The 24,204-nt window shown below is 71.7% G+C and carries 22 protein-coding genes; 7 read left to right on the top strand and 15 right to left on the bottom strand.

Annotated elements, in window-relative coordinates; translation table 11 throughout:
- Nucleotides 1-10: 10 nt before the first annotated feature.
- From ABXS86_RS14025 to ABXS86_RS13995, 7 genes are all read right to left on the bottom strand, one after another.
- Nucleotides 11-151, bottom strand: a complete 141-nt coding sequence (locus ABXS86_RS14025; protein WP_176786349.1) for a hypothetical protein — start codon at nucleotides 149-151, stop codon at nucleotides 11-13.
- A 47-nt stretch (nucleotides 152-198) separates the two neighbouring features.
- A complete protein-coding gene (locus ABXS86_RS14020) occupies nucleotides 199-1,902 on the bottom strand; it encodes an AMP-binding protein (protein WP_353664873.1) in 1,704 nt (567 codons plus the stop codon).
- A gap of 20 nt (nucleotides 1,903-1,922) precedes the next feature.
- Nucleotides 1,923-2,885 carry an alpha/beta hydrolase gene (locus ABXS86_RS14015; RefSeq protein ID WP_144832499.1) on the bottom strand — a complete coding sequence of 321 codons (963 nt, stop codon included), beginning with the start codon at nucleotides 2,883-2,885 and terminating at the stop codon, nucleotides 1,923-1,925.
- Between the two features lie 97 nt (nucleotides 2,886-2,982).
- On the bottom strand, nucleotides 2,983-4,356 hold the full coding sequence (locus tag ABXS86_RS14010; RefSeq protein ID WP_353664872.1) for an FAD-dependent oxidoreductase: 1,374 nt from the start codon (nucleotides 4,354-4,356) through the stop codon (nucleotides 2,983-2,985).
- Between the two features lie 38 nt (nucleotides 4,357-4,394).
- Entirely contained in the window at nucleotides 4,395-5,456 is a 1,062-nt protein-coding gene (locus tag ABXS86_RS14005; RefSeq protein WP_409988221.1) for a polyprenyl synthetase family protein, read from the bottom strand.
- Nucleotides 5,457-5,520: 64 nt separating this feature from the next.
- Nucleotides 5,521-6,183 (bottom strand): class I SAM-dependent methyltransferase, encoded by a 663-nt coding sequence (locus ABXS86_RS14000; protein ID WP_230705186.1) that lies wholly within the window; start codon nucleotides 6,181-6,183, stop codon nucleotides 5,521-5,523.
- 66 nt (nucleotides 6,184-6,249) lie between these two features.
- Nucleotides 6,250-6,813 carry a DUF402 domain-containing protein gene (locus tag ABXS86_RS13995; protein WP_154097300.1) on the bottom strand — a complete coding sequence of 188 codons (564 nt, stop codon included), beginning with the start codon at nucleotides 6,811-6,813 and terminating at the stop codon, nucleotides 6,250-6,252.
- A 273-nt stretch (nucleotides 6,814-7,086) separates the two neighbouring features.
- Here ABXS86_RS13995 and ABXS86_RS13990 point away from each other — a divergent pair, with 273 nt between their 5' ends.
- Nucleotides 7,087-8,301, top strand: coding sequence for an isochorismate synthase MenF (locus ABXS86_RS13990; protein ID WP_307214121.1), 1,215 nt, complete (start codon nucleotides 7,087-7,089; stop codon nucleotides 8,299-8,301).
- A 1-nt stretch (nucleotide 8,302) separates the two neighbouring features.
- Here the strand turns inward: ABXS86_RS13990 and ABXS86_RS13985 are convergent, their stop codons facing one another.
- From ABXS86_RS13985 to ABXS86_RS13975, 3 genes are read right to left on the bottom strand one after another with little or no spacing between them, the layout of a single operon-like run.
- Nucleotides 8,303-9,160 carry a polyphosphate kinase 2 family protein gene (locus ABXS86_RS13985; RefSeq protein ID WP_353664871.1) on the bottom strand — a complete coding sequence of 286 codons (858 nt, stop codon included), beginning with the start codon at nucleotides 9,158-9,160 and terminating at the stop codon, nucleotides 8,303-8,305.
- A 54-nt stretch (nucleotides 9,161-9,214) separates the two neighbouring features.
- Entirely contained in the window at nucleotides 9,215-11,008 is a 1,794-nt protein-coding gene (gene menD, locus ABXS86_RS13980) for a 2-succinyl-5-enolpyruvyl-6-hydroxy-3-cyclohexene-1-carboxylic-acid synthase (RefSeq protein ID WP_353664870.1), read from the bottom strand.
- 3 nt (nucleotides 11,009-11,011) lie between these two features.
- Nucleotides 11,012-11,458: a PLD nuclease N-terminal domain-containing protein gene (locus ABXS86_RS13975; RefSeq protein ID WP_307213648.1), complete on the bottom strand. Its 447-nt coding sequence runs from the start codon at nucleotides 11,456-11,458 to the stop codon at nucleotides 11,012-11,014.
- Between the two features lie 107 nt (nucleotides 11,459-11,565).
- Here ABXS86_RS13975 and ABXS86_RS13970 point away from each other — a divergent pair, with 107 nt between their 5' ends.
- A complete protein-coding gene (locus ABXS86_RS13970; protein WP_307213650.1) occupies nucleotides 11,566-11,883 on the top strand; it encodes a DUF4229 domain-containing protein in 318 nt (105 codons plus the stop codon).
- A 3-nt stretch (nucleotides 11,884-11,886) separates the two neighbouring features.
- Here ABXS86_RS13970 and ABXS86_RS13965 read toward each other — a convergent pair whose 3' ends face one another.
- From ABXS86_RS13965 to ABXS86_RS13955, 3 genes are read right to left on the bottom strand one after another with little or no spacing between them, the layout of a single operon-like run.
- Nucleotides 11,887-12,861, bottom strand: coding sequence for a 1,4-dihydroxy-2-naphthoate polyprenyltransferase (locus ABXS86_RS13965; RefSeq protein ID WP_144832476.1), 975 nt, complete (start codon nucleotides 12,859-12,861; stop codon nucleotides 11,887-11,889).
- 11 nt (nucleotides 12,862-12,872) lie between these two features.
- A complete protein-coding gene (locus ABXS86_RS13960) occupies nucleotides 12,873-14,033 on the bottom strand; it encodes an AMP-binding protein (protein ID WP_353664869.1) in 1,161 nt (386 codons plus the stop codon).
- 16 nt (nucleotides 14,034-14,049) lie between these two features.
- A complete protein-coding gene (locus ABXS86_RS13955; RefSeq protein ID WP_144832470.1) occupies nucleotides 14,050-14,952 on the bottom strand; it encodes a 1,4-dihydroxy-2-naphthoyl-CoA synthase in 903 nt (300 codons plus the stop codon).
- Nucleotides 14,953-15,056: 104 nt separating this feature from the next.
- Here ABXS86_RS13955 and ABXS86_RS13950 point away from each other — a divergent pair, with 104 nt between their 5' ends.
- Entirely contained in the window at nucleotides 15,057-15,236 is a 180-nt protein-coding gene (locus ABXS86_RS13950; protein ID WP_353664868.1) for a hypothetical protein, read from the top strand.
- A 40-nt stretch (nucleotides 15,237-15,276) separates the two neighbouring features.
- Here the strand turns inward: ABXS86_RS13950 and ABXS86_RS13945 are convergent, their stop codons facing one another.
- On the bottom strand, nucleotides 15,277-16,074 hold the full coding sequence (locus ABXS86_RS13945; protein WP_353664867.1) for an LLM class F420-dependent oxidoreductase: 798 nt from the start codon (nucleotides 16,072-16,074) through the stop codon (nucleotides 15,277-15,279).
- 93 nt (nucleotides 16,075-16,167) lie between these two features.
- Between ABXS86_RS13945 and ABXS86_RS13940 the strand changes: the two genes are divergently transcribed.
- Together ABXS86_RS13940 and ABXS86_RS13935 are read left to right on the top strand one after the other, a co-directional pair.
- Complete coding sequence (locus ABXS86_RS13940) at nucleotides 16,168-16,347, top strand: hypothetical protein (protein ID WP_353664866.1); 180 nt, start codon at nucleotides 16,168-16,170, stop codon at nucleotides 16,345-16,347.
- Between the two features lie 16 nt (nucleotides 16,348-16,363).
- Nucleotides 16,364-17,368 (top strand): o-succinylbenzoate synthase, encoded by a 1,005-nt coding sequence (locus tag ABXS86_RS13935; protein WP_353664865.1) that lies wholly within the window; start codon nucleotides 16,364-16,366, stop codon nucleotides 17,366-17,368.
- Here ABXS86_RS13935 and ABXS86_RS13930 read toward each other — a convergent pair.
- Nucleotides 17,355-17,981 (bottom strand): TetR/AcrR family transcriptional regulator, encoded by a 627-nt coding sequence (locus ABXS86_RS13930; protein WP_353664864.1) that lies wholly within the window; start codon nucleotides 17,979-17,981, stop codon nucleotides 17,355-17,357. The two genes, ABXS86_RS13935 and ABXS86_RS13930, sit on opposite strands and share 14 nt — an antisense overlap.
- A gap of 118 nt (nucleotides 17,982-18,099) precedes the next feature.
- On the opposite strand from ABXS86_RS13930, the gene ABXS86_RS13925 reads away from it, so the two are divergent.
- Together ABXS86_RS13925 and ABXS86_RS13920 are read left to right on the top strand one after the other, a co-directional pair.
- Nucleotides 18,100-20,988: an MMPL family transporter gene (locus ABXS86_RS13925; RefSeq protein ID WP_353664863.1), complete on the top strand. Its 2,889-nt coding sequence runs from the start codon at nucleotides 18,100-18,102 to the stop codon at nucleotides 20,986-20,988.
- Nucleotides 20,985-23,069 (top strand): YhgE/Pip domain-containing protein, encoded by a 2,085-nt coding sequence (locus ABXS86_RS13920; protein WP_353664862.1) that lies wholly within the window; start codon nucleotides 20,985-20,987, stop codon nucleotides 23,067-23,069. The genes ABXS86_RS13925 and ABXS86_RS13920 overlap by 4 nt, the downstream gene beginning before the upstream one ends.
- Nucleotides 23,070-24,204 lie beyond the last annotated feature (1,135 nt).

The raw sequence follows: 24,204 nt of genomic DNA, 5'->3' as shown, positions 1-24,204 counted from the left end.
GACGAGTGTGTCAGCCCTCGATGCCGTTGATCATCTGAGTGATCTCGCGCTCGGTCTCGCGACCGATGTTGCGCTCCTCCATCAGCGAGGGCATGTCGCTGTCGTCGTCGACGGAAGGGTTCTCGAACGGCTGCTTCTGATCCTTTTCCATGGGTCGATGCTCACACGCGGCGACGGTGACGGCGAGGGGCTTGCGCGTCAGCGATCGCCCCGCAGCGCGGCATCCGTCCACTCGACGCAGTCGACCTCTCCGCGGAACACCGCCTCTTCGCGCTGACGCAGTTCGACGCGGCGGATCTTGCCCGAGATCGTCTTGGGCAGCTCGAAGAACTCGACGCGGCGCACGCGCTGGAACGGCGCGAGCCGCTCGCGCGCGAAGCGCAGGATGTCGAGGGCGATCTCCTCGCCCGCCTCGTGTCCGCCGGCGAGCACGATGTAGGCCTTCGGTACGGCGAGGCGCAGCTCGTCGGGTGCGGGAACGACCGCGGCCTCCATGACCGCCGGGTGCTCGATCAGCACGCTCTCGAGCTCGAACGGACTGATCTTGTAGTCCGACGCCTTGAAGACGTCGTCGGTGCGCCCGATGTAGGTGATGCTGCCCGTCTCATCGCGTCGCGCCACGTCGCCGGTGTGGAAGAGCCCGTCGGCGAACGCCTCAGCGTTGCGCTCGGGGTCGCCCACGTACCCCGTCATGAGATTGACGGGTCGCTCGGCGAGGTCGATGCAGATCTCGCCCTCGTCGGTGCGCTCGCCCGTCACCGGGTCGATGAGCACGACCGGGCATCCGGGCAGCGGCCGCCCCATGGCGCCCGGCACGAGCCCCGCGCCGGGGGTGTTCGCGACCACCGCGGTCATCTCGGTCTGCCCGTATCCGTCGCGGATGTCGAGGCCCCACGCGCGCTGCACCGAGGCGATGACCTCGGGGTTGAGCGGCTCGCCCGCCGACACGACCTCGCGCAGCGACCCGCGCCGCCCGGTCAGGTCGGCCTGGATGAGCATGCGCCACACCGTCGGCGGCGCGCAGAAGGTGGTGACGCGGTCGTTCTCGAGCTCGGTGAGCAGACGATCTGCCGAGAAACGCGAGTAGTTGAGGGCGAGCACCGTCGCCCCGGCGATCCACGGGGCGAAGAACAGGCTCCACGCGTGCTTGGCCCACCCGGGCGAGCTGATGGCGAGGTGCACGTCGCCGGGCTGCAGCCCCAGCCAGTACATCGTCGTGAGGTGGCCCACCGGGTACGACGAGTGCGTGTGCTCGACGAGCTTGGGCTTCGAGGTCGTTCCCGAGGTGAAGTAGAGCAGCAGGCGCTCGTCGGCGGTGGTTCCCGGATGCCGAGCGGGCTCCGCCTCGACGGCGAAGGCGTCCGAGTAGGTCGCCCACCCCGCGTGCGAACCGCCCACGACGATGCGACCGAGACCCTCGGGCAGGTCGTCGAACTTCTCGGCATCCGCCGCTCCGACGACGACGTGGCGGATCTCGGCGCGCGCGATGCGGTCGGCGAGGTCGACCGAGCCGAGTGCCGTCGTGGTCGGGGCGATGACGCCGCCGAGCTTCATGATGCCGAGCATCGCCTCCCACAGCTCGACCTGGTTGTCGAGCATGAGCAGCACGGTCTCGCCGCGGCGGACGCCCCGCGTCTCGAGCCACGCGGCGACCTGGTCGGAACGCCGCGCGAGCTCGTCGAACGTGCGCTCGTGGTGCGTGCCGTCGTCGTCGACGACGATGAGCGCCGTGTCGCCGTTGCCGCGGGCCATCGGGTCGAACCAGTCGATCGCCCAGTTGAACGGCCCCTCGAACCGCGGCCACGAGAAGTCCGCGGCGGCGGCGGGGTCGGAGCGGACGGCGAGAAGGTGGTCGCGAGCGGCGCGGTAGTGCTCGGTCGCGGACGCGGCGGTGGGGGTCATGGAGCTCCTTCGAACGCGTTCTACGCTAGACCTCTCATCCCGGCATCGAGCGCGTCGAAGGCCCGAGCCCTGGCATCCGGAGCCGACAGGAAGACGTCGTGCAGGGCCCCGTCGATGCGCGTGATGGTGACGGTGCTCGAGATGCGGGTCGCGGCGCGGGCGATGTCGTCGACGACGAGCACCGAGTCGGTCGCGCGCATCGCGTCGTTCCATGACAGGGCCGGGGTCGAGCGCGCCGAGAGCAGCACGAGCGCCGGGCAGCCGACGTCGACTCCGGATGCCACCCGCGCATGCCCCGCGATGATCGCGGCGAGCCAGCCGGGGTGGGTCGGGAAGCCCTGCGCCGGGCGCCACCCCTCGGGGCTGTCGGGGAGGGTGCCGAGATCGCGCTGGGCGCGCGTGTAGAAGCCGAGGTCGACCACCGGATGGGTGCCGAGGGGGTCGAAGCGGGCGCGCGCCTGCACGATCGGCGCCAGGGCCTGGCGTGCGAGCGGACCGAGCTGCAGTTCGAGCCACGGACTGTTCAGCACGAGAGCGTCGGCGACGCCCGGATGCCGCGCGGCCCAGAGCGTGAGGGTGAGGCCTCCCGTACTGTGGCCGAGGAGCACGAGGCGTCGCCCCTCGGCGGACGTGCCCATGACCTCGAGCGCGGCCGCGATGTCGGCGTCGTACACGTCGAGGGCGGCGACATAGCCCGGCGCCTGACCGGGCCGCAGACTCCGGCCGTACTTGCGCAGGTCGAGGGCGTGGAAGCGCGCCCCGCGATCGGTGAAGAAGCGCGCGAGGTCGGTCTGGAAGAAGTAGTCCGACCAGCCGTGCACGTACAGCACGTCGACCTCGCGCAGGGCGCCGAACAGCCGTGCGCCGGCGTGGGGACGGGAGCGGACGAGGGTGGCGACGACCTCTCCCTCGGCATCGCTGCCCAGCGGCAGCGTCTGCTGCTCGAACCCGTCGCCGAGGATGTCCGGTCGCCACTCCCCCATCGCCCCAGCCTAAAAGGACTCCACCGGCGGGGCCACGTCGACGAAATGGAAGAGCCGCCCGCGTCGACAAGACGGGGCGGCTCTCCGGCGGGAATGCTTACTCGCCGCGCGAGATCTTGATCATCTCGTCGCGCGGCACGACCTTGATGCGCGCGCGCTCGTGCGGGGCACCGAGGGCGACCTCGTGCTCGTCGAGGCGGTGCCAGCCGTCGAGGTCGGTCCAGCGCACGCCACGCTCCTCGAGCAGAGCCGGAATGGCGTCCTCCTCGGGGTGCTCGGGGCGCCACCACTCGGCCTGGTCGTTGATGACGTGGCGCACCGTCTCCATGGCATCCGACTTGGTGTGGCCGATGAGACCGACCGGGCCGCGCTTGATCCATCCGGTCGCGTACAGGCCCGGCATCCGCGAGTTCGAGTCGGCCGACAGCACCTGGCCCTCGTGGTTGGGGATGACGCCGTGACGCTCGTCGAAGGGGATGTCCTTCAGCGGAGAGCCGAAGTAGCCGACGGCGCGGTAGATCGCCTGGATCGCGACCTCGCGGATCTCGCCGGTGCCGACGACCCCGCCCTCGGCGTCGGGCTTCGTGCGCTCGTACCGGAACGCGGAGACCCGGCCCTCGTCGTCGGTGACGACCTCGAGCGGCTTCGCCCAGAAGTGCAAGTGCAGGCGACGCGACGCCTCGCCCCCGGCGTTGTTCACGCCCGGGCGGGTGCGCCACTGCTGCAGCACGCGGTCGATGACCTTGACCTGCTTGTTGGTCTCGATCGCGGTCTTCGAGGCCTCGTCGTAGTCGAAGTCCTCGTCGTAGACGACCATGTCGACGTCGCGCAGCTCGCCGAGCTCGCGCAGTTCGAGCGGAGTGAACTTGACCTGGGCGGGGCCGCGACGACCGAAGACGTGCACGTCGGTGACCGGCGAGGCCTTGAGCCCCTGGTACACGTTGTCGGGCACCTCGGTGGGCAGCAGGTCGTCGGCGTGCTTGGCCAGCATGCGGGTCACGTCGAGGGCGACGTTGCCATTGCCGATCACGGCGACCGACTCGGCCTCGAGCGGCCACTCGCGCGGCACGTCGGGGTGGCCGTCGAACCAGCTGACGAAGTCGGCGGCGCCGTACGAGCCCTTCGCGTCGATGCCGGGGATGTCGAGGTCGGCGTCGCGGATCGCGCCGGTCGAGAAGATGACCGCGTTGTAGTGCTTCTTGAGGTCGTCGAGGGTGATGTCCTCACCGAAGCGCACGTTGCCGAAGATGCGGATGTCGCCGCGGTCGAGCACCTCGCGCAGTGCCGTGACGACACCCTTGATGCGCGGGTGGTCGGGGGCGACGCCGTAGCGGACGAGACCGTAGGGCGCGGGCAGCTGCTCGAACAGGTCGATGGAGACGTCGAAGTGACGCTCGGACTTCAGCAGGATGTCGGCGGCGTAGATACCGGCGGGGCCGGCTCCGACGATGGCGAGGCGCAGCTTCGTCATGGGTTCCTCTCGATCGCGATCGGGGGGGGTGGAAAGGGTCAGGCCGAGCGGTCGGCCACGGCGCGGGCGAAGCGCGTCAGCGCCTCGCGCACGGCGCCGTCGGGAAGCGGTGCAAGGGCGTCGATCGCCTCTTGCGACCACTGGTGCGCGAGGCTCAGGGTCTCGTGCGTGGTCTCGTGGTCGCGCAGTTCGGCGAGCGGCGCGTCGAGGATCGACGGGTCGGCACCGGCGGCGATGCGCTCCTGGCCCTCGTCGATGCGCGCGCGAAGATCGGCGGATGCCGCGTCGGAGCGGTGACCGAGAAGCAGGTACGGCATGGTCGGCACGCCCGCGCGCAGGTCGGTTCCGGGCACCTTGCCCGTCTCGGACGGGTCGGGCGAGAGGTCGATCACGTCGTCGAGCAGCTGGAAGGCGACGCCCGCCTTCTCGCCGAAGACGACCATCGGCTCTTCGAACTCCTCGGGAGCCCCCGAGTAGATGACGCCCGACTGCGCGGCCGCGGCGATCAGCGAACCGGTCTTGTCGGCGAGCACCTTGAGGTAGAAGTCGACGGGCTCGTCGCCCTCCTGCGGGCCCACGGTCTCGTGCATCTGCCCGAGCACGAGGCGCTCGAAGGTGTCGGCCTGCAGCTGGATCGCACGCTCCCCGCGGCGGGCCATCAGCTGGCTCGCGCGGGCGAAGAGCAGGTCGCCGGTGAGGATGGCGATGTTGTTGCCCCACACCGTCTGCGCGCTGGGGACCCCGCGGCGCTTGTCGGCGCCGTCCATGACGTCGTCGTGGTAGAGCGAACCGAGGTGCGTGAGCTCGAGCGCCGTGGCGACCTCGACGACCTCTTTCGTCGTGCCCTGGCCGAGCTGCGCCGTGAGGATCGCGAGCATGGGCCGCACGCGCTTGCCGCCGGCCTCGTAGAGGTAGCGGGCGGTGACGTCGGCGAGCTTGTCGGCGCTGCGCACCTCGCCCTCGAGCTCGCTCTCGACCCGGGCGAGCCCCGCCTCGACGGTGTTGAGGAGGGTGCGCGAACGCAGGCCTGCGAAGATGCGGTCGCTCAGGCCCATCTTGCCGGACAGGCGCGAGCCTGCCGCGTGCGGTCTCGGGGTCACGGTTTCAGCCTATCCTGGCGCGGTCGCGGGCCGTCGCGGGTATCTCGACGGCTTGACAGTGGGCTCAGACGCCCGGGTTGATCCCGCGGTGCAGGGCCACGATGCCGAACGTGAGGTTGCGGTACGCCACCTCGTCCCATCCCGCGTCGCGCATCCACTGCGCGAGCGTCGGCTGGTTCGGCCAGTCGCGGATCGACTCGTTGAGGTAGTCGTAGGCCTCGGCGTTGGAGCTGACGGCCTTGGCCACGACGGGCAGCACCCGGCCGTTGTAGAAGCGGTACAGGCTGTTGAAGGCGCGCGACTGCGGGTGCGAGAACTCGCACACGACGATGCGCCCGCCGGGGCGGGTGACGCGGCGGAGCTCTCGCAGCGCGCGACGGGGGTCGTTGACGTTGCGAAGACCGAACGACATCGTCACCGCGTCGAACTCGCCGTCGGCGAAGGGCAGGTCGGTGGCATCCGCCTGCACGAACTCGAGGTTCGGGACGTCACCGTGGCGGCGTCGACCCTCGGCGATCATGCCCTTGGAGAAGTCGGCCGCGACCACGTGGGCCCCGCTCGGCACGAACGCCATCGACGAGGTGCCGGTGCCCGCGGCGAGGTCGAGGATGCGCTCCCCCCGCTGCGGCGCGACGGCGCGCAGGGTCGCGACGCGCCAGAAGCGGTCGTTGCCGAGGCTCAGCACCGAATTGGTGCGGTCGTAGGCTGCCGCCACCTGGTCGAACATGCCGCTGACGCGCTGCGGGTCTTTACCGAGGTCGGCGCGGTTGGGGTCGCTGCTCACCCGTCGAGTCTAGGCGGGCTCCACCGCGTCGTCGCCGGGGCTTGCCAGAGCCGCGAGCCGGTGCAGCCACGGCCCGGTCACCTCGTCGTTGAACGGGGCCTCGCGCTCGCGCACGCGGCGCTCGAGGTCGCTCGCGGTGGCGTCGAGGTGCTGCACGATGTCGCTCGGGTAGCCGTACCGCACGCGGTGCTCATCCCACTCGTCGCGGTCGTCGATCCACGTGCCCCGCTCGTCGGTGCGGCGCACCACGTCGAGGTCCATGTCGATGCCGCGGGGCACCCCGTCGTCGTGCCAGCGGATGTCCCACGCGAGATCGATGTAGACCGCCACCGGGTGCGGGTCGGCGTTGTGCGTGAACGCCCAGTCGCCGCTCGCGGGCACGAGGGTCACGTTGGGCTGACGGCACACGAACTCCGCGCCCGGACGGGCGCTGCGCCACCCGACCTGCTGGCCGAACCACTCGCCCCACGCATCGGAGCCGAGGTACACGCTGTCCTGCACCCAGTGCGGCGAGCCGTCCCATTTGCGCCACTCGAACATCAGCCGGGTGCCGGGTGCGGGTCGAGGATCCATGTTCGGAGTCTAAAACGCGCTCCGACGGGTGTCGGCGCATCCTCATGTCGACACAACGCAGGATGTCCGCGGCCCTCCCGTCGCCGGGGAGCAGCGCGGGCCGACCGTCGGCGCGATCTCCTGCGTCGTGCGCCGTCGTCTCGCTCGACGCCGAAGCATCCGGATGCCGCGCACCTCCGGGCCGACGAGTGCGGGTCTACGCTGGCTGACGTGCTGGAACCCGCGGATGACGTCGTGCCGCGCCTGCGCGTGGTCACGCGCGAGCTGCCCCCCATGGACGACGTGCTCGCCTACACCACTCCCTACGACCCGCTGTTCTGGAGCCGTCGCGGGGAGTCGCTCGCGGCCTTCGGCGACCTGCTGACCCTGCGCTACACGGGCGCGCAGCCGGGCGACGCCACGATCTCCGAGCGGTGGCGCGCCATCGCCGCGGCCGCCTCGGTCGACGACCCGGTGCAGCTGCCCGGTTCGGGTCTGGTGGCGTTCGGCTCGTTCGTCTTCGACCCCGAGTCCGAGCGCGAGAACGTGCTGCGCGTGCCGGGGATGATCGTCGGCCGCCACAGCGGACGGGCGTGGGTCACGCGGCTCGCCTTCGACGACACCCCCGACGAGCCCGAGCCCGAGCTGCCTCCGCGCTCGCCCTTCGGTCCGCACTGGTCGGCGACGCTGGGCCCGGGCCGCCAGACGGCGGAGAAGTATCAGGATGCCGTGCGCCAGGCGATCGAGGCGATCGGCCGGCGCGAGGTGGGCAAGGTCGTGCTCGCCCGCGACATCACGGGCACGATCCCGGCGGGTTCCGACCTGCGCCGGCTCGTGCGGTCGTTGCTCGAGGGCTATCCCGACTGCTGGGTCTTCGCGGTCGACGGACTCATCGGGGCGAGCCCCGAGACGCTGGTGACGGTGTCGAACGGGACGGTCTCGGCGCGGGTCCTCGCGGGGACGGTCGCGCGCGGCGGCGACGCCGACGCCGACGTGGCGGCGGCCATCGGCCTCACCCGCAGCACCAAGGACCAGGACGAGCACCGGTTCGCCGTGCAGAGCGTGCTGAAAGCGCTCGGTCCGCACACCTCGTCGCTCGCGGCCGAGGATCAACCGTTCACGCTCAAGCTGCCGAACGTGTGGCACCTCGCCACCGACGTCGAGGGCGTGCTGAGCGAGGACGCCTCCTCGCTCGACCTGCTCGGAGTGCTCCACCCCACGGCCGCGGTGGCGGGCACCCCGACTCCGGCGGCGATGGACGTCATCCGCCGCCTCGAGCCCTTCGACCGGGGCCGCTACGCCGGCGCGGTCGGGTGGACGGCCGCCTCGGGCGACGGCGAGTGGGCGATCGCGCTGCGCTGTGCGCAGATCGACCGGTCCGCCCCCTCCTCGCCGACCGCACCGATCACGGCCTACGCCGGCGCCGGGATCGTGGCCGACAGCGTGCCCGAGTCGGAGCTGCTCGAGACGCGGGTGAAGTTCCGCCCCATCGTCGAGGCGCTCGCCTGAGTCACGACGCGGCGAGCCGCTTCTTCTCCGCCTCGACGTCGTAGTCGGCCGCGGGCCACTGCGGGTCGATGTGCTCGAGGGCGTCGATGAGCAGGCGCTGCACCGCGAGGCGGGCGTACCACTTGCGATCGGCGGGAACCACGTGCCAGGGCGCCAAGGGCGTCGACGTGCGCTCGATCGCCACCTGGTAGGCGTCCATGTACGAGTCCCACAGTTCGCGCTCGTCGACATCGCCCGGGTTGTACTTCCAGTGCTTGTCGGGGCGGTCGAGCCGTTCGGCGAGGCGCTCGCGCTGCTCGTCCTTCGAGATGTGGAGCATGACCTTGACCACGCGGATGCCCATCTCGGCGGCCTGCGCCTCGAACGCCACGATCGCGCCGTAGCGCCGCTCGATCTCGTCGGCGGGGGCGAGCGAGCGCACGCGGCCGATGAGCACGTCCTCGTAGTGCGAGCGGTCGAAGACGCCGATGCGCCCGGCATCCGGCAGCCTCTTCTCGATGCGCCAGAGGAAGTCGTGGGCGAGCTCTTCGGCGGTCGGTTTCTTGAACGAGGCGAGCTCCACCCCCTGCGGGTCGACGGCCCCCACGACGTGACGGACGATGCCGCCCTTGCCCGCGGTGTCCATCGCCTGCAGCACGAGCAGCACCGACCCGGTCGCCGTGCCCGCGACGCTCTGCGCGAAGAGGCGCTCCTGCAGAGCCTCGAGCGGGGCGCGACCGGCCTCGAGGTCCGCCTTCCCGTTGCCCTTGTCGCCGTCGTATCCCGGGGTCGAGCGGGGGTCGACGTCGGCGAGGCGGAATCCGGGCTCGACGCTCAGGGCGGCGGCGGCGGGCGTGGACCAGCGGTTCTTCGAGCTCATGGGGTCATGCTGCCGCGGCATCCGGGATCATCGCCACCCGTTGACGGGCCGGACTCAGCGCGGAAGGGGCACCTCGATCAGCTGCCGACCACCGGTGGGGGCGGTGAGCACCTGGTCGAGCGCGACGCGCGTGGTGCAGCGGTGGTACTCCCAGCCGAACGCGAGGGCGAGCTGCTCGAGGCGTGCGGTGTGCGGGGTGTACTGCACGCGCGACATGGCGTCGTCGCCTGCGACCGAGGCGACCTCGAGTCCGTCGAAGATCGTGCCGCCGCCGTCGTTGCCGACCACGACCTGCAGGCGCGGCTCGTGCTCGCCGGGGGGAAGCATCAGGGCACCCATGTCGTGGAGGAAGGCGAGATCGCCGAGCAGCAGACGGGTGACGCCGGGCCGATCGTCGACCTGGCTCGCGAGGGCGATCCCGGTCGCGGTCGCGATGGTGCCGTCGATGCCCGCAAGCCCCCGGTTGGAGTGCACGGCGACCTTCTTGCCGCCCAGCAGCTCGTCGGCGACGCGCACGATGCGCGACGACCCGAACACGAGCCGGTCGTGCGGCCAGCTGGCGCGCCAGAGGGCGTCGACGAGAGCGGCGCGGTCGATGGGGGCGCGCATCACCTCGACCTCGGCGTTCAAAGCGCCCAGACGCTCGTGCGGCACGGCCGAGGCGAGGCCGTCGGCGTCGGGGGCGGGCGGAGACAGGTCCACCAGGTGCGCGCGCGAGGCGCGCATCCACGCCCCGAGCCACTCGCGATCGGGGGCCCCGTCGCCCACGCGCACCGCGTCGACCGCGACCGTCGACCCGTTGAGGTTGATGGGTTCACCGGGTCCGCGCACGGCGAGCACCTCGGCGTCGTCCCGCATGAGCAGACGCGTCACCTGGCGGCTGAGGGTGGGCCGACCGAAGACCACGACGCGTTCGATGCGTCCGCCGAGCTCGGGGTCGTCGAGCAGGGCCCGGTAGCCGTGCACGATCTGGCGACCGAAGCGCGCGCCGCTGACGATCTCGGCGACCAGCGGGAAGCCGCCGTCGTGGGCGAACTGCTCGGCGGCCGCTCCGGCATCGGCGCCGGCGACGACGATCGTGCGCAGCCCGAGTTCGACGGGGTACGGACCTTCGGCGTCGGGCGCGACGTCGGCTTCACCGATGCCCCCGCCGCCCTGGTACAGGGCACCGGATCCGTCGTCCTCGCCGGACTCGTCGGCCACGACGGCTTCGGCGATGATCCCGGATGCCGCCCGCTCCGCCAGCCACGACGGAGACGCACCCGCGAGGGGTTCGCGGAAGGGGACGTTCAGGTGCACGGGCCCGGCCGCGCGGGAGCCCTCGCCGAGGGCCGCGGCGAGGGTGTCGGCAGCGACCGCGTCGAGGGCGATGCTCTGCTCGCTCGACCCGTCGTCGTCGACAAGCTCGGGCACGGCCAGATCGGCCTCGAACCGCACGGCGGACCGGAAGAGCCCGGGCTGACGAGTGGTCTGATTGGCCCCGACGCCGCGGAGCTCGGGCGGGCGATCGGCGGTGAGCAGCACGAGCGGCACCCCCGCGTGGTGGGCCTCCAGCACGGCGGGCAGCAGGTTGGCCACCGCGGTGCCCGAGGTGCACACGACCGCGGCCGGGATCCCGGTCTCGCGGCCGATGCCGAGGGCGGTGAAGCCGGCGACGCGTTCGTCGATGCGTACGTGCAGCTCGATCAGGCCGGCGCGCTCGAGGTCGGCGGCGACGAGGGCCAGGGCCTGCGAGCGCGAGCCCGGGCTGACAACGACGTGGCGCACGCCGCGCGAGACGAGACCGGCGAGCAGGGCCGCCGCGGCATCGGTGGCGGGCGCGGCGGAACGCGCGGTGTCGGAGGCCACGGCTCAGCCGACGGCGCCGCGCTGACCGCGGGTGTCGTCGTCGCCGGTTCCGGGGGTACCGGGGGTTCCGGAGCCCTTCTCGGGCGTCTCGCCCTGATCTGTCGCCTTCTGGGGCGGAGCCGGGTCGTCGGCCTCGGAGTCGAGCTGCGCCAGCTCCTCTTCGAGACGGCGGATGCGCTCGTCCTGCTCGGCACGGGCCGAGGCGGTCATGCGGCCGAGGAACTCGGGGTCGTCGTCGGGGGCACGTCGCACCACGTTGCTCGTCGCACGTCCGCGGCCGATCAGGAACCAGAGGATGCCGCCGAGGACGGGGAGCAGGATGACGATCGCCAGCCACGCGGGCTTGTTCACACCGCGGTGACGGGACGGATTCTGCACGGCGCAATCCACGATCGTGTAGACCCAGAAGACGGTCGCCACGAGCGCCAAGATGAGAAGCAACCGTGCCATGACCCGAGTCTACGTGCGTCGGCTGGACAGCGGCCCGGAGTCGGCGGTCCACTTCACCGTCGAACCACCCGGACTCGGGCGCGGCCCCTCCGCCGTAGAATCGGAGGATGCGTGCTCGTTCGGCCCTCGTCTACACGGTCCTGCGACTTCTCGCATTCCTCGTGCCCCTCGGCATCCTGCTGCTCTTCCCGGTGTTTCAAGAACTGCCGTGGCTCGCGGCGATCTTCGCCGCACTGATCGGCTTCAGCCTGTCGCTGCTGTTCCTTCGCCGCCCGCTCGACAAGGTCACCGGCGGCCTCGCCGAGCGTCGCGCCGCGCGCACCGCCACGGGCCGGCGCACCGGAGCCGAGAGCGACGCCGACGCCGAGGACGCGGTCGTCGACGCGGCCCGCCCCGACGACGAGCCTCGCGCCGACGCCCGCTGAGCCTCAGCCCGCCACGAACGCCCAGAACAGCAGGGCACCGTACGCGACCGAGGTGAAGCTCGTGACCTGCAGCGCGGTGATCAGCTCGCGCGGGGTCCGGTAGGTCCAGACGATGAGGATCGCCGCGAGTCCGCCCAGCAAGGCGATGAGCGTGAGCCACGCGACCGGGTAGAACACGGCGAGGAACACCGCGATCCCGAACGGGATCAGCACGAAGAGCGTGAAGAGCACCTGCGTCGCGCGGCGCCCGATGAGCACCGACAGCGTGCGCTTTCCGGCGAGGCGGTCCTGGTCGATGTCGCGCAGGTTGTTGGCCAGCAGCACGGCGCAGGCGAGGAGTCCCGCGGCGACCGCGCCGAACCAGGCCTCCTGCGGGAGCGACAGCACCTGCAGCCAGGTCGTGCCGAGGGTGGCGACGAGGCCGAAGAAGACGAAGACGAAGATCTCGCCCATCGCGTTGTAGCCGTAGGGGCGCTTGCCGCCGGTGTAGAACCAGGCCGCGACGATGCAGAGCGCGCCGACGAGGATGAGCCACCACTGACCCGTGCGGATCACGAGGGCGAGACCGATGACCGCGGCGAGCGCGAAGAACCCCAGCGCGACGACGAGCACCGTCCGCGGCTTCGCCTTCTTGCCCCCGGTCAGGCGTCCCGGGCCCACGCGCACGTCGTCGGTGCCGCGGATGCCGTCGGAGTAGTCGTTGGCGTAGTTGACGCCGATCTGCAGCGCGAAGGCGACGGCGAGGCACGCGAGGGCGATCACCCAATGCAGCTGATCGTCGACCAGCGTCGCAGCGCCCGTGCCGATCAGCACCGGGGTGATGGCCAGCGGCAACGTGCGCAGGCGAGCGGCGGCGATCCAGTCGCGCGCGGTCGCTTTGGCGACGGCCTGCGGAGCGCCGCTCTTCGGCTTCTGCGGATTGCCGCCGGGATGACGCTTCTTGGCGGTGTTCGAACGCTTACGAGAGGGAGCTGCCACGGAGGGTCATCCTAATCCCGCGCGCCGGTCGTGCCGGTCTCGGCCAGGCGCCGCAGGGCCGCACGGTCGGGCTTTCCGGAGGTCAGGGTCGGTAGTTCGTCGACCGCGATCACCCGTGCCGGACGCGCGGGAGCGCCCACGGCCTCGCCGACCGCCCGGCGCACGCGATCGAACACCTCGCTCTCGTCGACACCGGAGAGCCCGGCGACCACCACGGCGGATCCCTGGCCCCAGGTGGCATCCGGGATCGGCACCACCACGGCGGATTCGAGACCCCGGATGCCGCGCACCGCGGCCTCCACGCGATCGAGCGACACGTTGACCCCGCCCGAGACGATGACGTTGTCGAGGCGTCCCGTCACCTGCAGCACCCCGTCGACGATCTCTCCCCCGTCGCCGGTGCGGTACCAGCGCGTGCCGTCGGCCTCGACGGGGAAGACGGAGGACGTGCGCGCCGGGTCGTCGAGGTAACCGTCGGCGAGCGTGGGGCCCGACAGCTGCACCTCGCCCGCGACGATGCGCATGCCGACGCCGTCGAGCGGGACGCCGTCGTAGACGCACCCGCCGCTGGTCTCGCTCGAGCCGTAGGTGCGGACGATCCGCGCCCCGACCTCTGCGGCGCGCTCCCGCACCGCGGGGGCGAGGGCCTGGCCGCCGATGAGGATCGCCTCGAACGACCGCAGCGCCTGGGCCACCGTGTCGTCATGCTCGGCGGCGTCGAGCAGGCGCTGCAGTTGGGCGGGGACGAGCGAGGTGTAGGTCGGAACCCGCGCACCGTCGAGGTGCGAGGCCATGCCGAGGGCCGCCGCCGCGAACGGCTCGGGGCGGAAGGGCCCCGCCACCACGGCGGGCTCGCGATCGGCGAGCAGCGCGCGCACGATCACCTGCACCCCCGCGACGTAGGTCGCCGGCACCGCGAGCAGCCAGGCCCCCTCGCCGAGGCGCGCGGCCGTCGCGTACGCGCTGCTGATCAGGGCGTTGCGCGAGATCACCACCGACTTCGGCACGCCCGTCGAACCCGACGTGGTCACCACCGCGGCAGTGCCCGCGGGGGCCTCGCGCGGCGCCGCGTCTCCCCCGAGGGCGACGGCGGGACCTGCGCCGAGCACGGCCGCGCGCAGGGCACGGAGCACGTCGCGGGGATCCCCGGATGCCGGCGGCTCGAGCCTCACGCGTGCGACCCGGCGCTCAGTAGTGCCACGGCACGTCGGACCAGTCGGGGTCGCGCTTCTCGAGGAACGAGTCGCGCCCCTCGGCCGCTTCGTCTGTGCCGTACGCCAGGCGCGTGGCCTCGCCGGCGAACAGCTGCTGGCCCACGAGGCCGTCGTCGACGGCGTTGAAGGCGTACTTGAGCATGCGGATCGCGGTGGGCGACTTCGTGAGGATCGTGCGCGCCATCGAGAGGGCTTCGCGCTCGAGCTCGGCGTGCGGCACGACGCGGTTGACCGCGCCCATCTCGTACGCGCGCTCGGCGGAGTACTCCTCGGCGAGGAAGAAGATCTCGCGGGCGAACTTCTGGCCGATCTGCCGCGCGAAGTAGGCCGAGCCGTAGCCGGCGTCGAACGAGCCGACATCGGCATCCGTCTGCTTGAAACGACCGTGCTCGGCGCTCGCGATCGACAGGTCGCACACGACGTTGAGCGAGTGCCCGCCGCCCGCCGCCCAGCCCGGGACGACGGCGATGACGACCTTCGGCATGAAGCGGATCAACCGCTGCACCTCGAGGATGTGCAGGCGACCCGCGCGGCCCGGATCGTGCACCGTGGTCTCGTCGGTGGAGTACTTGTAGCCGTCGCGGCCGCGGATGCGCTGATCGCCGCCGGAGCAGAACGCCCAGCCGCCGTCTTTCGGGCTCGGGCCGTTGCCGGTGAGCAGCACGACGCCGATGCGGTGGTCCTGCCGCGCGATATCGAGCGCGCGGTACAGCTCGTCGACCGTGTGCGGGCGGAAGGCGTTGCGCACCTCGGGTCGATCGAAGGCGATGCGCGCGACCCGGCCGTCGTGCGTGACGTGGGCGGTGATGTCGGTGTAGTCCTCGGCGCCGGGCGCCAGGGTCCATTCCGCGGGGTCGAAGAGCTCGGAGACGGTCACCCGTTCAGCCTACGCGCGGGCCTTCGCCCACGGACGCGGCGGCCGATGGTGGACGTCGCCGCCGCCCCGCCGTAGCCTGGACGACCCCGACGATCGGAGTCAGCATGACGAAGAAGGTGTCGATCCTGGGCCGCATCCGCGAATACTTCGTCGGAGCGCCCTCGCATGACCAGTCCGAAGACGCGCGCCGCTCGATGAACCACCAGAGCGAAACCGCGTACTACGCCGGCGAAGCCGCGAAGACCTGGACGGGCACGTCCGGCGGCGCGCAGCTCAAGCCGTGAACGTATGCGGCGCCCCGAGGAGATCGGGGCGCCGCATCACTCACGCGTTCTTGCTGTCGCGCCAGCGCAACCAGCGCTCGACGAGCGAGTAGTCCCACTCGGGGCCCGAGAAGCCGAGCGTGAAGAGGCGGGTGCCGGCGTCGAACAGGGCGTCGGCCACGTCTTCATCGCGGTCCTTGAGCTCGTTCGAGACGACCAGGCCCGACAGGTCGCGCTGCTCGGTCTCGGCCCAGCGCTCGATGACCTCGAACTTGTGCGGCAGCTCGTCGGGAGTGACGAAGCTGTGCCAGATGTCGGCGTGACGCGCGACCATGCGCAGCGTCTTCTGCTCACCCTTGCCGCCGATCATCACGGGGATCTTGCGGGTGGGTGCGGGGTTGAGCTTGCCCCAGCGGCCGACGATGCGGTCGAGGTCGGCGGCGAGCGCGTTCAGACGCGAGCCCGCGGTGCCGAAGTCGTAGCCGTACTCGTCGTAGTCGCGCTGGAACCAGCCCGACCCGGTGCCGAAGATGAAGCGGCCGGTGTCGCCGCCCTTCTTGCTGATGTGGTCGACGGTGCGGGCCATGTCGGCCTGCAGGTCGGCGTTGCGGTAGCTGTTGCAGTTCACGAGGGCGCCGAACTCGACGCGCTCGGTCTGCTCGGCCCAGGCCGACAGCATCGTCCACGCCTCGAAGTGCTCGCCGTCGGGGTCGCCGTAGAGCGGGAAGAAGTGGTCCCAGTTGAACAGGACGTCGACGCCCATCTCTTCGAGACGGAAGACGGCGTCGCGGATGTCGGAGTACTGCACGTGCTGCGGCTGGATCTGCACACCGAGCCGGACGGGGGTATCGAAGAGCATGGCGTCAGCCTATGCCCGCCCTCCGACACCGGGGCGGGTGGATTCGCCGTGCCGGGGCACGTACCGTGGAGAGGCCAGACGATCGGAGTCATCATGACGAAGAAGATGTCGACGCTCGCGCGAGTGCGCGACTACCTGTTCGGCCCGCGGCGCACGCACGAGCAGTCGGAGGCCGCGAAGGAGTCGCTCGAGTCGACGCCCGACCTGTCCTCGTACACGGTCGAACGTCAGACGTTCTGGTTCGGCGGGTTCGGCGGCGGCGGACCGCGCTGAGCGGCAGGATGAGGGCATGAGCACCGTCGCCCTCCCCCCGCTCGCCGACGTTCTCGCGACGGCGCGGGTCGTCGCCCTTCCCCTGGCCGCGCGGTTCCGAGGAGTCGAGACGCGCGAAGCCCTCGTCTTCGAGGGTCCCGAGGGGTGGACGGAGTTCTCGCCTTTCGTCGAGTACGCCGACGCCGAGGCCGCGACCTGGCTGGCGGGGGCGATCGACTACGGATGGCGCGCGTCGCCGGCACCCGTGCGCGACGCGGTCGGAGTGAACGCCACGATGCCCGCCGTCGCGGCATCCGAGGTCGCGCGGATCCTCGCGAGGTTCGACGGATGCCGCACGGTCAAGGTCAAGGTCGCCGAGCCCGGTCAGCACCTCGCCGACGACGTCGCACGGGTGCGTGCGGTGCGCGAGGCGCTGGGCCCCGAGGGCCGCGTGCGGGTCGATGCGAACGCGGCGTGGACCGTCGACGAGGCCGAGCGCGCCGTGCACGCGCTCGCGGAGTTCGACCTCGAGTACGTGGAACAGCCCTGCGCCGAGATCGACGAGCTCGCGCAGCTGCGCGAGCGCATCGCCTACCTCGACATCCCGATCGCCGCCGACGAGAGCGTGCGTAAGGCGGCCGACCCCCTGCGGGTCGCGCGCTCGGGCGCAGCCGACCTGCTGGTCATCAAGGCGCAGCCGCTCGGCGGAGTGCACGCCGCGCGCGAGATCGTGGCGCAGGCGGGGCTTCCGGTGGTCGTCTCGAGCGCCCTCGACACCTCGATCGGCCTGTCGATGGGGGTCGCGCTCGCCGCGTCGCTACCCGAGCTCGACTACGACTGCGGTCTCGCGACCGCCTCGCTCTTCACCGCCGACGTCGTGGCGTCTCCGCTGCGCGCAACGGGCGGATTCCTGTCGCTCGAGCGACCGCGACCGACCGGCGCCGAGCTCGACCGGGTCGCCGCGGCCGACGATCGCCGCGACTGGTGGATCGAGCGCCTGCGTCGCTGCTACGCGCTGCTCAAAGAGGTCACTCGAGGATGAGGCGCACGAGCTGTTCGAGCCGGGCGCCGAGGGCGGCGCGCGTGGCCGCGGGAGTCTGACGCGTCATCAGCGCCGTCTCGGCCGTCGACACCCACGCCGACAGCAGCAGGTCGGTCGCCGTCTCGGCCGAGACCCGCAGCGACAGCCCGCGCACCTGCGCGATGTCGGTGACCAATTGGGTGACGCTCTCGCCCAGGGCCCGGTTGAGGGCGAGGTAGGCCTCGGCGAACTCGGGGTTGCGCAGTGCCTGCACGCGGATCTCCGCGCCCAGCAGCACGTCGAGCCGGTCGTCGCCGGTCACCTCGAGCACCTGCTGCACGAGCTGCAGCACCTCGCCCGTGGCATCCAGCCCCCGATCCTCGATCGAGGTGACCCGCTCGCGCACGGCGGCCACGGTGGTCTCGGCCGATCGGGCGCAGAGGGCGAGGAACAGCTCCTCCTTCGAGCCGAAGTTCGAGTAGAAGGCGCCGCGCGTGAATCCGGCGCGCTCGCAGATGGCCTCGACCGATGCGGCCTCGATGCCGATCTCGGCGAACATCTCGGCGGCGGCGTCCATCAGGCGCGTGCGCGTGTTCTCGCGACGGCGTGACGGCGCGGGGGCGGTGTCGGTCATCCGCGTCCTCCTGTTTCTGGGGGGAGATTCAGCTTCGAGCCTTCCCCCGACGACTACGATACATTGATGTATCCGATACGGTGATGTATCGACCCGTTCGCCGATCGTGGGAGCCGCCGTGTCGACATTCCTGTACACCCTGGGTCGCTGGTCGTTCCGTCACCCCTGGCGCGTGCTGAGCGCCTGGTTGCTCATCCTCGTGCTCGCCGGCGGCGGCGTCGCCCTGCTCGCGAAGGGCACCGACAACACCTTCACCATCCCCGGCACCGAGTCGCAGGCCGGCCTCGAGATGCTCGGACGCACCTTCCCCCAGGTCAGCGGAGCGAGCGCCGAGATCATCGTCGTCTCGGCCGACGGCGCGAAGGTGACCGACCCGGCGTATCAGAGCGCCATCCAGAAGACGACGGGCGACATCTCCGACCTCGACTTCATCGAGGCCGTCACCGACCCCTACGACTCCCAGATCTCGGGCGGCATCTCCGACGACGACCGCGCCGCGATCGTGCGCATCCAGTTCTCGGGCGAGGCCACGGCGGTCCCCCAGGCGACCGAAGACGGACTGCGTGAGGCCGCCACCGCTCTCGGCGACGCCCTGCCGAGCGGCTCGCAGGCCGTGCTCGGCGGCCAGCTTTTCGCCACCGAGATCCCCGGCGCCTCGATCACCGAGGCGCTCGGCGTGGTCATCGCCGCCCTCGTGCTCATGGTGACGTTCCGCTCGTTCCTCGTGGCCGGGATGCCGCTGGCCACCGCGATCCTGGGCGTGGCGCTCTCGATCGGGCTCATCTTCATCGCGACCGGCTTCGCGACGGTGTCGTCGACGACTCCGCTGCTGGCGGTGATGCTGGGCCTGGCGGTCGGCATCGACTACGCGCTGTTCATCGTCTCTCGACATCAAGACCAGACACGTGCCGGCATGGACCCCGAGGAATCCACCGCGCGCGCGGTCGGCACCGCCGGCTCCGCGGTCGTGTTCGCCGGCATCACGGTGCTCATCGCCCTCATCGGCCTGGGCTTCGCCGGCATCCCCTTCCTCACCACGATGGGCATCGCCGCCTCGGTCGCCGTCGCGATCGCCGTGTGCGTCGGCCTCACCCTCACCCCCGCGTTCCTCGGCTTCGCCGGACACCGCGTCGTCGGCTGGGGCTACAAGAAGCAGAAGAAGCGTTCGCGCACGGCCTCCGCCGAAGACGACGCCGCAGCCGCCGACGAGGCCGCCGCCGAGAGCCTGCGCCGCGCCTCCACCGCGGCCGTGCGCGCCCAGCGCAACGGGCCCGCCAAGCGCTGGGTCGGCCTGGTCACCCGGCATCCGGTCATCACCACCGTCGCCGTCGTCGGCCTGCTGGGCGTCACCGCCATCCCGGCGGCTTCGCTCGCCCTCACGCTGCCCAACGCCGGACAGCTGCCGAAAGGCGACGAGGCGCGCGTCGCCTACGAGCTGACCGACGAATACTTCGGCCCCGGCGCCAACGGACCTCTCATCATGACCGGCACGATCGTCACCTCCGACGACCCGCTCACCCTGATGAAGGACATCGGCGACGAGATCGCCAAGATCCCCGGCGTCGCCGAGGTGGCCCTCGCCACCCCGAACGCCACCGCCGACACCGGCATCGTGCAGATCGTGCCCGAGACCGCGCCCGACGACCCGCGCACCGCCGACCTCGTGCGCGAGCTGCGCGCGGCCGAGCCCCGCCTCTCCGACGAGTTCGGCGTGCACCTGCTCGTCACCGGCTACACCGCCGTCACGATCGACATCTCCGACCAGCTCGGCGCCGCCCTGCTGCCGTTCGGGCTCTTCGTGGTGGGCCTCTCGCTCGTGCTGCTGATGATCGTGTTCCGCTCGATCTGGGTGCCGCTGACCGCCGCCGGCGGATACCTGCTGTCGGTCGCCGCCTCGTTCGGCGTCGTCGCCGCGGTGTTCGAGTGGGGCTGGTTCGCCGACGCCCTGCACGTGGCCAAGGTCGGGCCCATCATCAGCTTCATGCCCATCGTCGTGATGGGCGTGCTGTTCGGCCTCGCGATGGACTACCAGGTGTTCCTCGTCTCGCGCATGCGCGAGGACTACGTGCACGCCAAGCGCGAGGGTCGCACGCCCCGCGAGGTGGCGCTCGGCGCCGTCCGCAGCGGTTTCGTGGGCTCGGCCCGCGTGGTCGTGGCCGCCGCCGTCATCATGTTCGCGGTCTTCGTCGCGTTCGTGCCCGAGGGCGACTCGAGCCTCAAGCCCATCGCGCTGGGTCTCGCCGTCGGCGTCGCGGTCGACGCATTCCTCGTGCGCATGACCCTGGTGCCCGCGATCCTCGCCCTGCTCGGCGCGAAGGCCTGGTGGATGCCGCGCTGGCTCGACCGAATCCTCCCCAAACTCGACGTCGAGGGCGAGGCCGTCGAGCGCGAGGTGCACCTGACCGACTGGCCGTCGGGCCCACCGGTCGCGATCGCGGCCGAAGACCTGCAGACGATCGTGGCGACGGATGCCGAGGAGCCGGTGTTCCGCGACGTCGCGGTGCGACTGCCCTACGGCGGAACCCTGCTGGTCACCGGCGAGACGCGCACCACCCGCACGCTGCTGCTGACCCTGGCCGGGCGTCTGTCGAAGATCGAGGGGCGCTTGCGCGTCGACGGGCTCCTCGTGCCCGAGCGAGCGGGAGCCGTGCGCGCCCGCGTCGGCGTCGCTCTTCTCGACGACCCAACCACGGCGCGCTCCGACGTCGCGGAGGCCGTCGCCCGCGGAACCCGCATCGTCGTGATCTCCGACGTCGACCGCCTCGACGACGACACCCGTGACGACGTCGCCGACGTGCTGCGGCTCGCCGCGACCGAGGCGCGCGAGCGCAGCGGCGACGACGACTCCCCGTTCACGCTCATCGTGTCGGCCCGCGACGAACGGCGGGCGCTCGCCCTGCTGTCCGCCGCCCAGCGGCCCGACGTGACGTCGCTCCCCCTCGCGACGCCGCGCCGCCCCCGCCCCGAACCCGAAACCTTCGCCGATCTCTCCGAGGTGTTCGCATGACTCTCCCCGTCGAGCGCTCCCGCTCGCGCCGCCCCGTCACCTGGCTGACCCTCATCGGCGTGCTCCTGCTGCCCGCGGTGATCGGCGGCATCCTGGTCGGCGCCCTGTACAACCCCACCGACCGCCTCGACAACATCACGGCCGCGATCGTCAACGACGACAAGGCCGTCGAGCTCAACGGTCAACTGGTCCCCCTCGGGCGCCAGCTCACCGGCGGCCTGGTCAAGGGCGCCGACGACCAGCCGAGCAACATCGACTGGGTCATCTCGAACGACGACGACGCGGCCGCGGGCCTGGCCGACGGCACGTACACCGCCGTCGTCACGATCCCCGAGAACTTCACCGCCGCCTCGCTCTCGACCCGCCCCGGCGAGACGCCCGAGAAGGCGACCATCGGCGTGCAGACGGCGCCCGACGCCCGCGTGGTCGACGGCGCGATCACCGCGCAGCTGGCATCCACCGCCTCCTCCGTCTTCGGCAGCACGCTGTCGTCGCAGTACCTCAAGAACGTGTTCCTCGGCTTCACCAGCCTCAGCGACCAGCTCGGCACGGCGGCGAGCGGAGCGCACCAGCTCGCCGACGGCGCCTCGCAGGCCGCCACCGGCGCCGGGAGTCTGCGCGACGGCCTCGGCCAGCTCTCGAGCGGAGCCTCGCAGCTCGCCGACGGCGCCGGCCAGCTCGCCGCGGGCACCGGGCCCCTCGCCGACGGCGCGGGCCAGCTCGCCACGGGAGCCACCGCCCTCGCCGGCGGAACGCGCGACGCCGCCGCCGGAGTCGACAAGCTCGCGGGCGGAGCCGACGGCATCGCCGCGGGCAACCAGCAGCTCGCGACCCAGATCAACGGCCTCGCCGACCAGATCCCGCCCGGCTTCGCCGACGACGCCGCCGCGCTGTCGAAGGCCGCGCCGCAGGTCAACCAGGCGCTCGTCGACGCCGCGGCCGCCCTGCAGAAGGCCGCCGACGAGTGCACCGGCACACCCGAGCAGTGCCAGGCCCTGAGCACCGCCGCCGCCGAGGCGAAGAAGGCACTGCCCCAAGCGACCGAAACGGTGACGAAGATCGGCGACCTCGCCGGTCAAGCGTCCCAGCTGCCCGCCGGCATCCGCGCCATCGCCGCCGCCAACCAGCAGCTCGCCGACGGCGCGACCGGCCTCGCCGGAGGAGCGCGCGAAGCGGCATCCGGACTCACCACCATCGCGGGCGGCATCGACGGCCTCTCCGGCGGGGCGACGAAGATCGCCGACGGCACCCGACAGCTCGGCACGGGAGCGGCCGCCCTCAGCTCGGGCGCCTCGCAGGTGGCATCCGGGATCTCGGGCGCCGAGACCGGTGCCGCCCAGCTCACCGACGGCGTGAGCCAGGTCGCGACCGGAACGGGCTCGCTCGCCGACGGTCTCGACAAGGCCGTCGCGCAGCTGCCGACCTACACCGACGCCCAGGCGACGAACCTCGCCGACGTCGTGGCCGACCCGGTCTCGGCGACCGGCGCCAGCGACTCGCTGTTCGGTCTCGCCGCGGTGCCGCTGCTGGCCATGGCCGTGCTGTGGTTCGGCGGGCTGGCGTCGTTCGTGGCGTTCCAGGCCGTGTCGGCACGGGCGCTGACCAGCCGTCGCCCCTCGGCGCTCGTCGCACTACGCGGGTTCGCGCCCGCCGCGCTCGTCGGCGCGGTGCAGGGCCTGCTGGTCGCCGGCGTCGTGCAGATCGCGTCGAAGTACGACTGGGGCGACTGGGCGCTGTTCGCCCTCGTCTGCGTCGCCGCGGGCATCGCGTTCGCCGCCGTGCACCAGGCTCTCGTCGCCCTCTTCGGCGGAGCCGGACGCTGGATCGCCGCCGTCATCGGCGCCCTCGCACTCGGGGCGAGCATCGTCTCGACCGTGCCGCCGGCCCTCGCCGCCGCCGCCTCGCTCCTGCCCACCGCCCCCGCCTACGACGCGATGCTCGGCGCCCTGTCGTCGTCGGGCGGCGTCGCCGCGGGTGTGGCCGGATTCGTGGTGTGGGCCGTGCTGTCGCTGCTGGTGACCACGCTGGTGGTGGTGCGCCGCCGCACGACGACGACCCGCGCCGCCGCCCAGCCCGCCTGACGCGGGCCGGCGCGGGGCGCCCGGCGCGTCGCGTGCGCGGCGCAGGGATGACGCGCCGGAAAGCCTGTTGAGTGTCCACAACACGCCGCGGGCGATCTGTGGGCACGGCATGTCCTGGACCCTCAGTGGGGGGGCTGCGGGACCCCGACGGCTCCTCCACACGACGCGGACTCGCCGGGCGGCTGTGGGTCCCGACCGAGAGAGGTCGCCTCTCGGGTCTGATGGCCGGGTGCGACCACGCCCCCTCCCCGCTGACCTCGGGTTCTCTTTCCACGTGCAGGACGCCGACAGGGCGGGTGTCCCCCGTCGACGTCTCGCCGCGCGAGATGTCTACGCGCCATTCCACGGCGTTCGCATGATCGGCGCGAAGACGTCGTCGCCGGACGTCCGGGAACTGTGCCGCGCCTACCTCCCCCGCATCACGGGTGGACAATTCTTCAGCCACACGACAGCGGCCGCGCTCTGGGGCATGCCTCTCCCCTTCATCCCCGGGGACTCGATCCATGTCAGTGCGAATCCGCCCGCACGAGAGCCGCGCACCCGCGGCATCATCGGCCATCGTCTCCGGATGCCGGAGGACGGGCTGACGCTGATCGAAGGCTTCCCCGTGCCGACCCCTGCCCAGACGTGGGCACAGCTCGGCGGAATGCTGCGCGCCGACGACCTCATCGCGGCCGGCGATCGGATCATCGCTCATGGCGACCCGCTCACCGATCTCATCGAGGACGCCAACACGCGGAGGGTGAGCAATTCGTCCGGGATGCCGATCGATGGCGCGCTATCAGCGATGAGGGGTGGACGCTCGTCCGTGTTCTGTTTCATCACCTCGCCGATCCGAGGGGCTCCATCGTCGCGCCCGTCCGACGAGCCCTCAGGCCTGAGCAGCCTCGTTGAGTGTCCAGGAAACGCCGCACGGCCTGACGAGATGCGGTGTGTTCGGACACTCAACAGTCGGGGAGCCCGGCGCTGCAGCGGAGCGCTTGGTGAGTGTCCAGGAAACGCCGCAACGCGTGACGAGATGCGGCGTGTTTTGGACACTCACGAGGTTGCGAGCCCGGCACACGCGCTCGACCCGCCCCGCGCAACACCCCGCACACGCGAGACGCCACTCAAACGGGAAAGGGCCCGCCCGGCG

The sequence above is a fragment of the Microbacterium sp. che218 genome (assembly GCF_040436305.1).
Classification (GTDB): domain Bacteria; phylum Actinomycetota; class Actinomycetes; order Actinomycetales; family Microbacteriaceae; genus Microbacterium; species Microbacterium algihabitans.
The sequence above is the reverse complement of the archived record's forward strand: the minus strand, read 5'-3'. Positions and strand labels throughout refer to the sequence as shown.

Coding starts and splice junctions, on each gene's coding strand:
- ABXS86_RS14010 (WP_353664872.1), bottom strand. CDS start 4,356: ATGACGAAGCTGCGCCTCGCCATCGTCGGAGCCGGCCCCGCCGGTATC.
- ABXS86_RS13995 (WP_154097300.1), bottom strand. CDS start 6,813: ATGGATCCTCGACCCGCACCCGGCACCCGGCTGATGTTCGAGTGGCGC.
- ABXS86_RS14015 (WP_144832499.1), bottom strand. CDS start 2,885: ATGGGGGAGTGGCGACCGGACATCCTCGGCGACGGGTTCGAGCAGCAG.
- ABXS86_RS13940 (WP_353664866.1), top strand. CDS start 16,168: ATGACGAAGAAGATGTCGACGCTCGCGCGAGTGCGCGACTACCTGTTC.
- ABXS86_RS13945 (WP_353664867.1), bottom strand. CDS start 16,074: ATGCTCTTCGATACCCCCGTCCGGCTCGGTGTGCAGATCCAGCCGCAG.
- ABXS86_RS13985 (WP_353664871.1), bottom strand. CDS start 9,160: ATGAGCTCGAAGAACCGCTGGTCCACGCCCGCCGCCGCCGCCCTGAGC.
- ABXS86_RS14025 (WP_176786349.1), bottom strand. CDS start 151: ATGGAAAAGGATCAGAAGCAGCCGTTCGAGAACCCTTCCGTCGACGAC.
- ABXS86_RS14000 (WP_230705186.1), bottom strand. CDS start 6,183: ATGTTCGACCAGGTGGCGGCAGCCTACGACCGCACCAATTCGGTGCTG.
- ABXS86_RS13935 (WP_353664865.1), top strand. CDS start 16,364: ATGAGCACCGTCGCCCTCCCCCCGCTCGCCGACGTTCTCGCGACGGCG.
- ABXS86_RS13950 (WP_353664868.1), top strand. CDS start 15,057: ATGACGAAGAAGGTGTCGATCCTGGGCCGCATCCGCGAATACTTCGTC.
- ABXS86_RS13920 (WP_353664862.1), top strand. CDS start 20,985: ATGACTCTCCCCGTCGAGCGCTCCCGCTCGCGCCGCCCCGTCACCTGG.
- ABXS86_RS13990 (WP_307214121.1), top strand. CDS start 7,087: ATGGACGACGTGCTCGCCTACACCACTCCCTACGACCCGCTGTTCTGG.
- ABXS86_RS13930 (WP_353664864.1), bottom strand. CDS start 17,981: ATGACCGACACCGCCCCCGCGCCGTCACGCCGTCGCGAGAACACGCGC.
- ABXS86_RS13970 (WP_307213650.1), top strand. CDS start 11,566: ATGCGTGCTCGTTCGGCCCTCGTCTACACGGTCCTGCGACTTCTCGCA.
- ABXS86_RS13975 (WP_307213648.1), bottom strand. CDS start 11,458: ATGGCACGGTTGCTTCTCATCTTGGCGCTCGTGGCGACCGTCTTCTGG.
- ABXS86_RS14020 (WP_353664873.1), bottom strand. CDS start 1,902: ATGACCCCCACCGCCGCGTCCGCGACCGAGCACTACCGCGCCGCTCGC.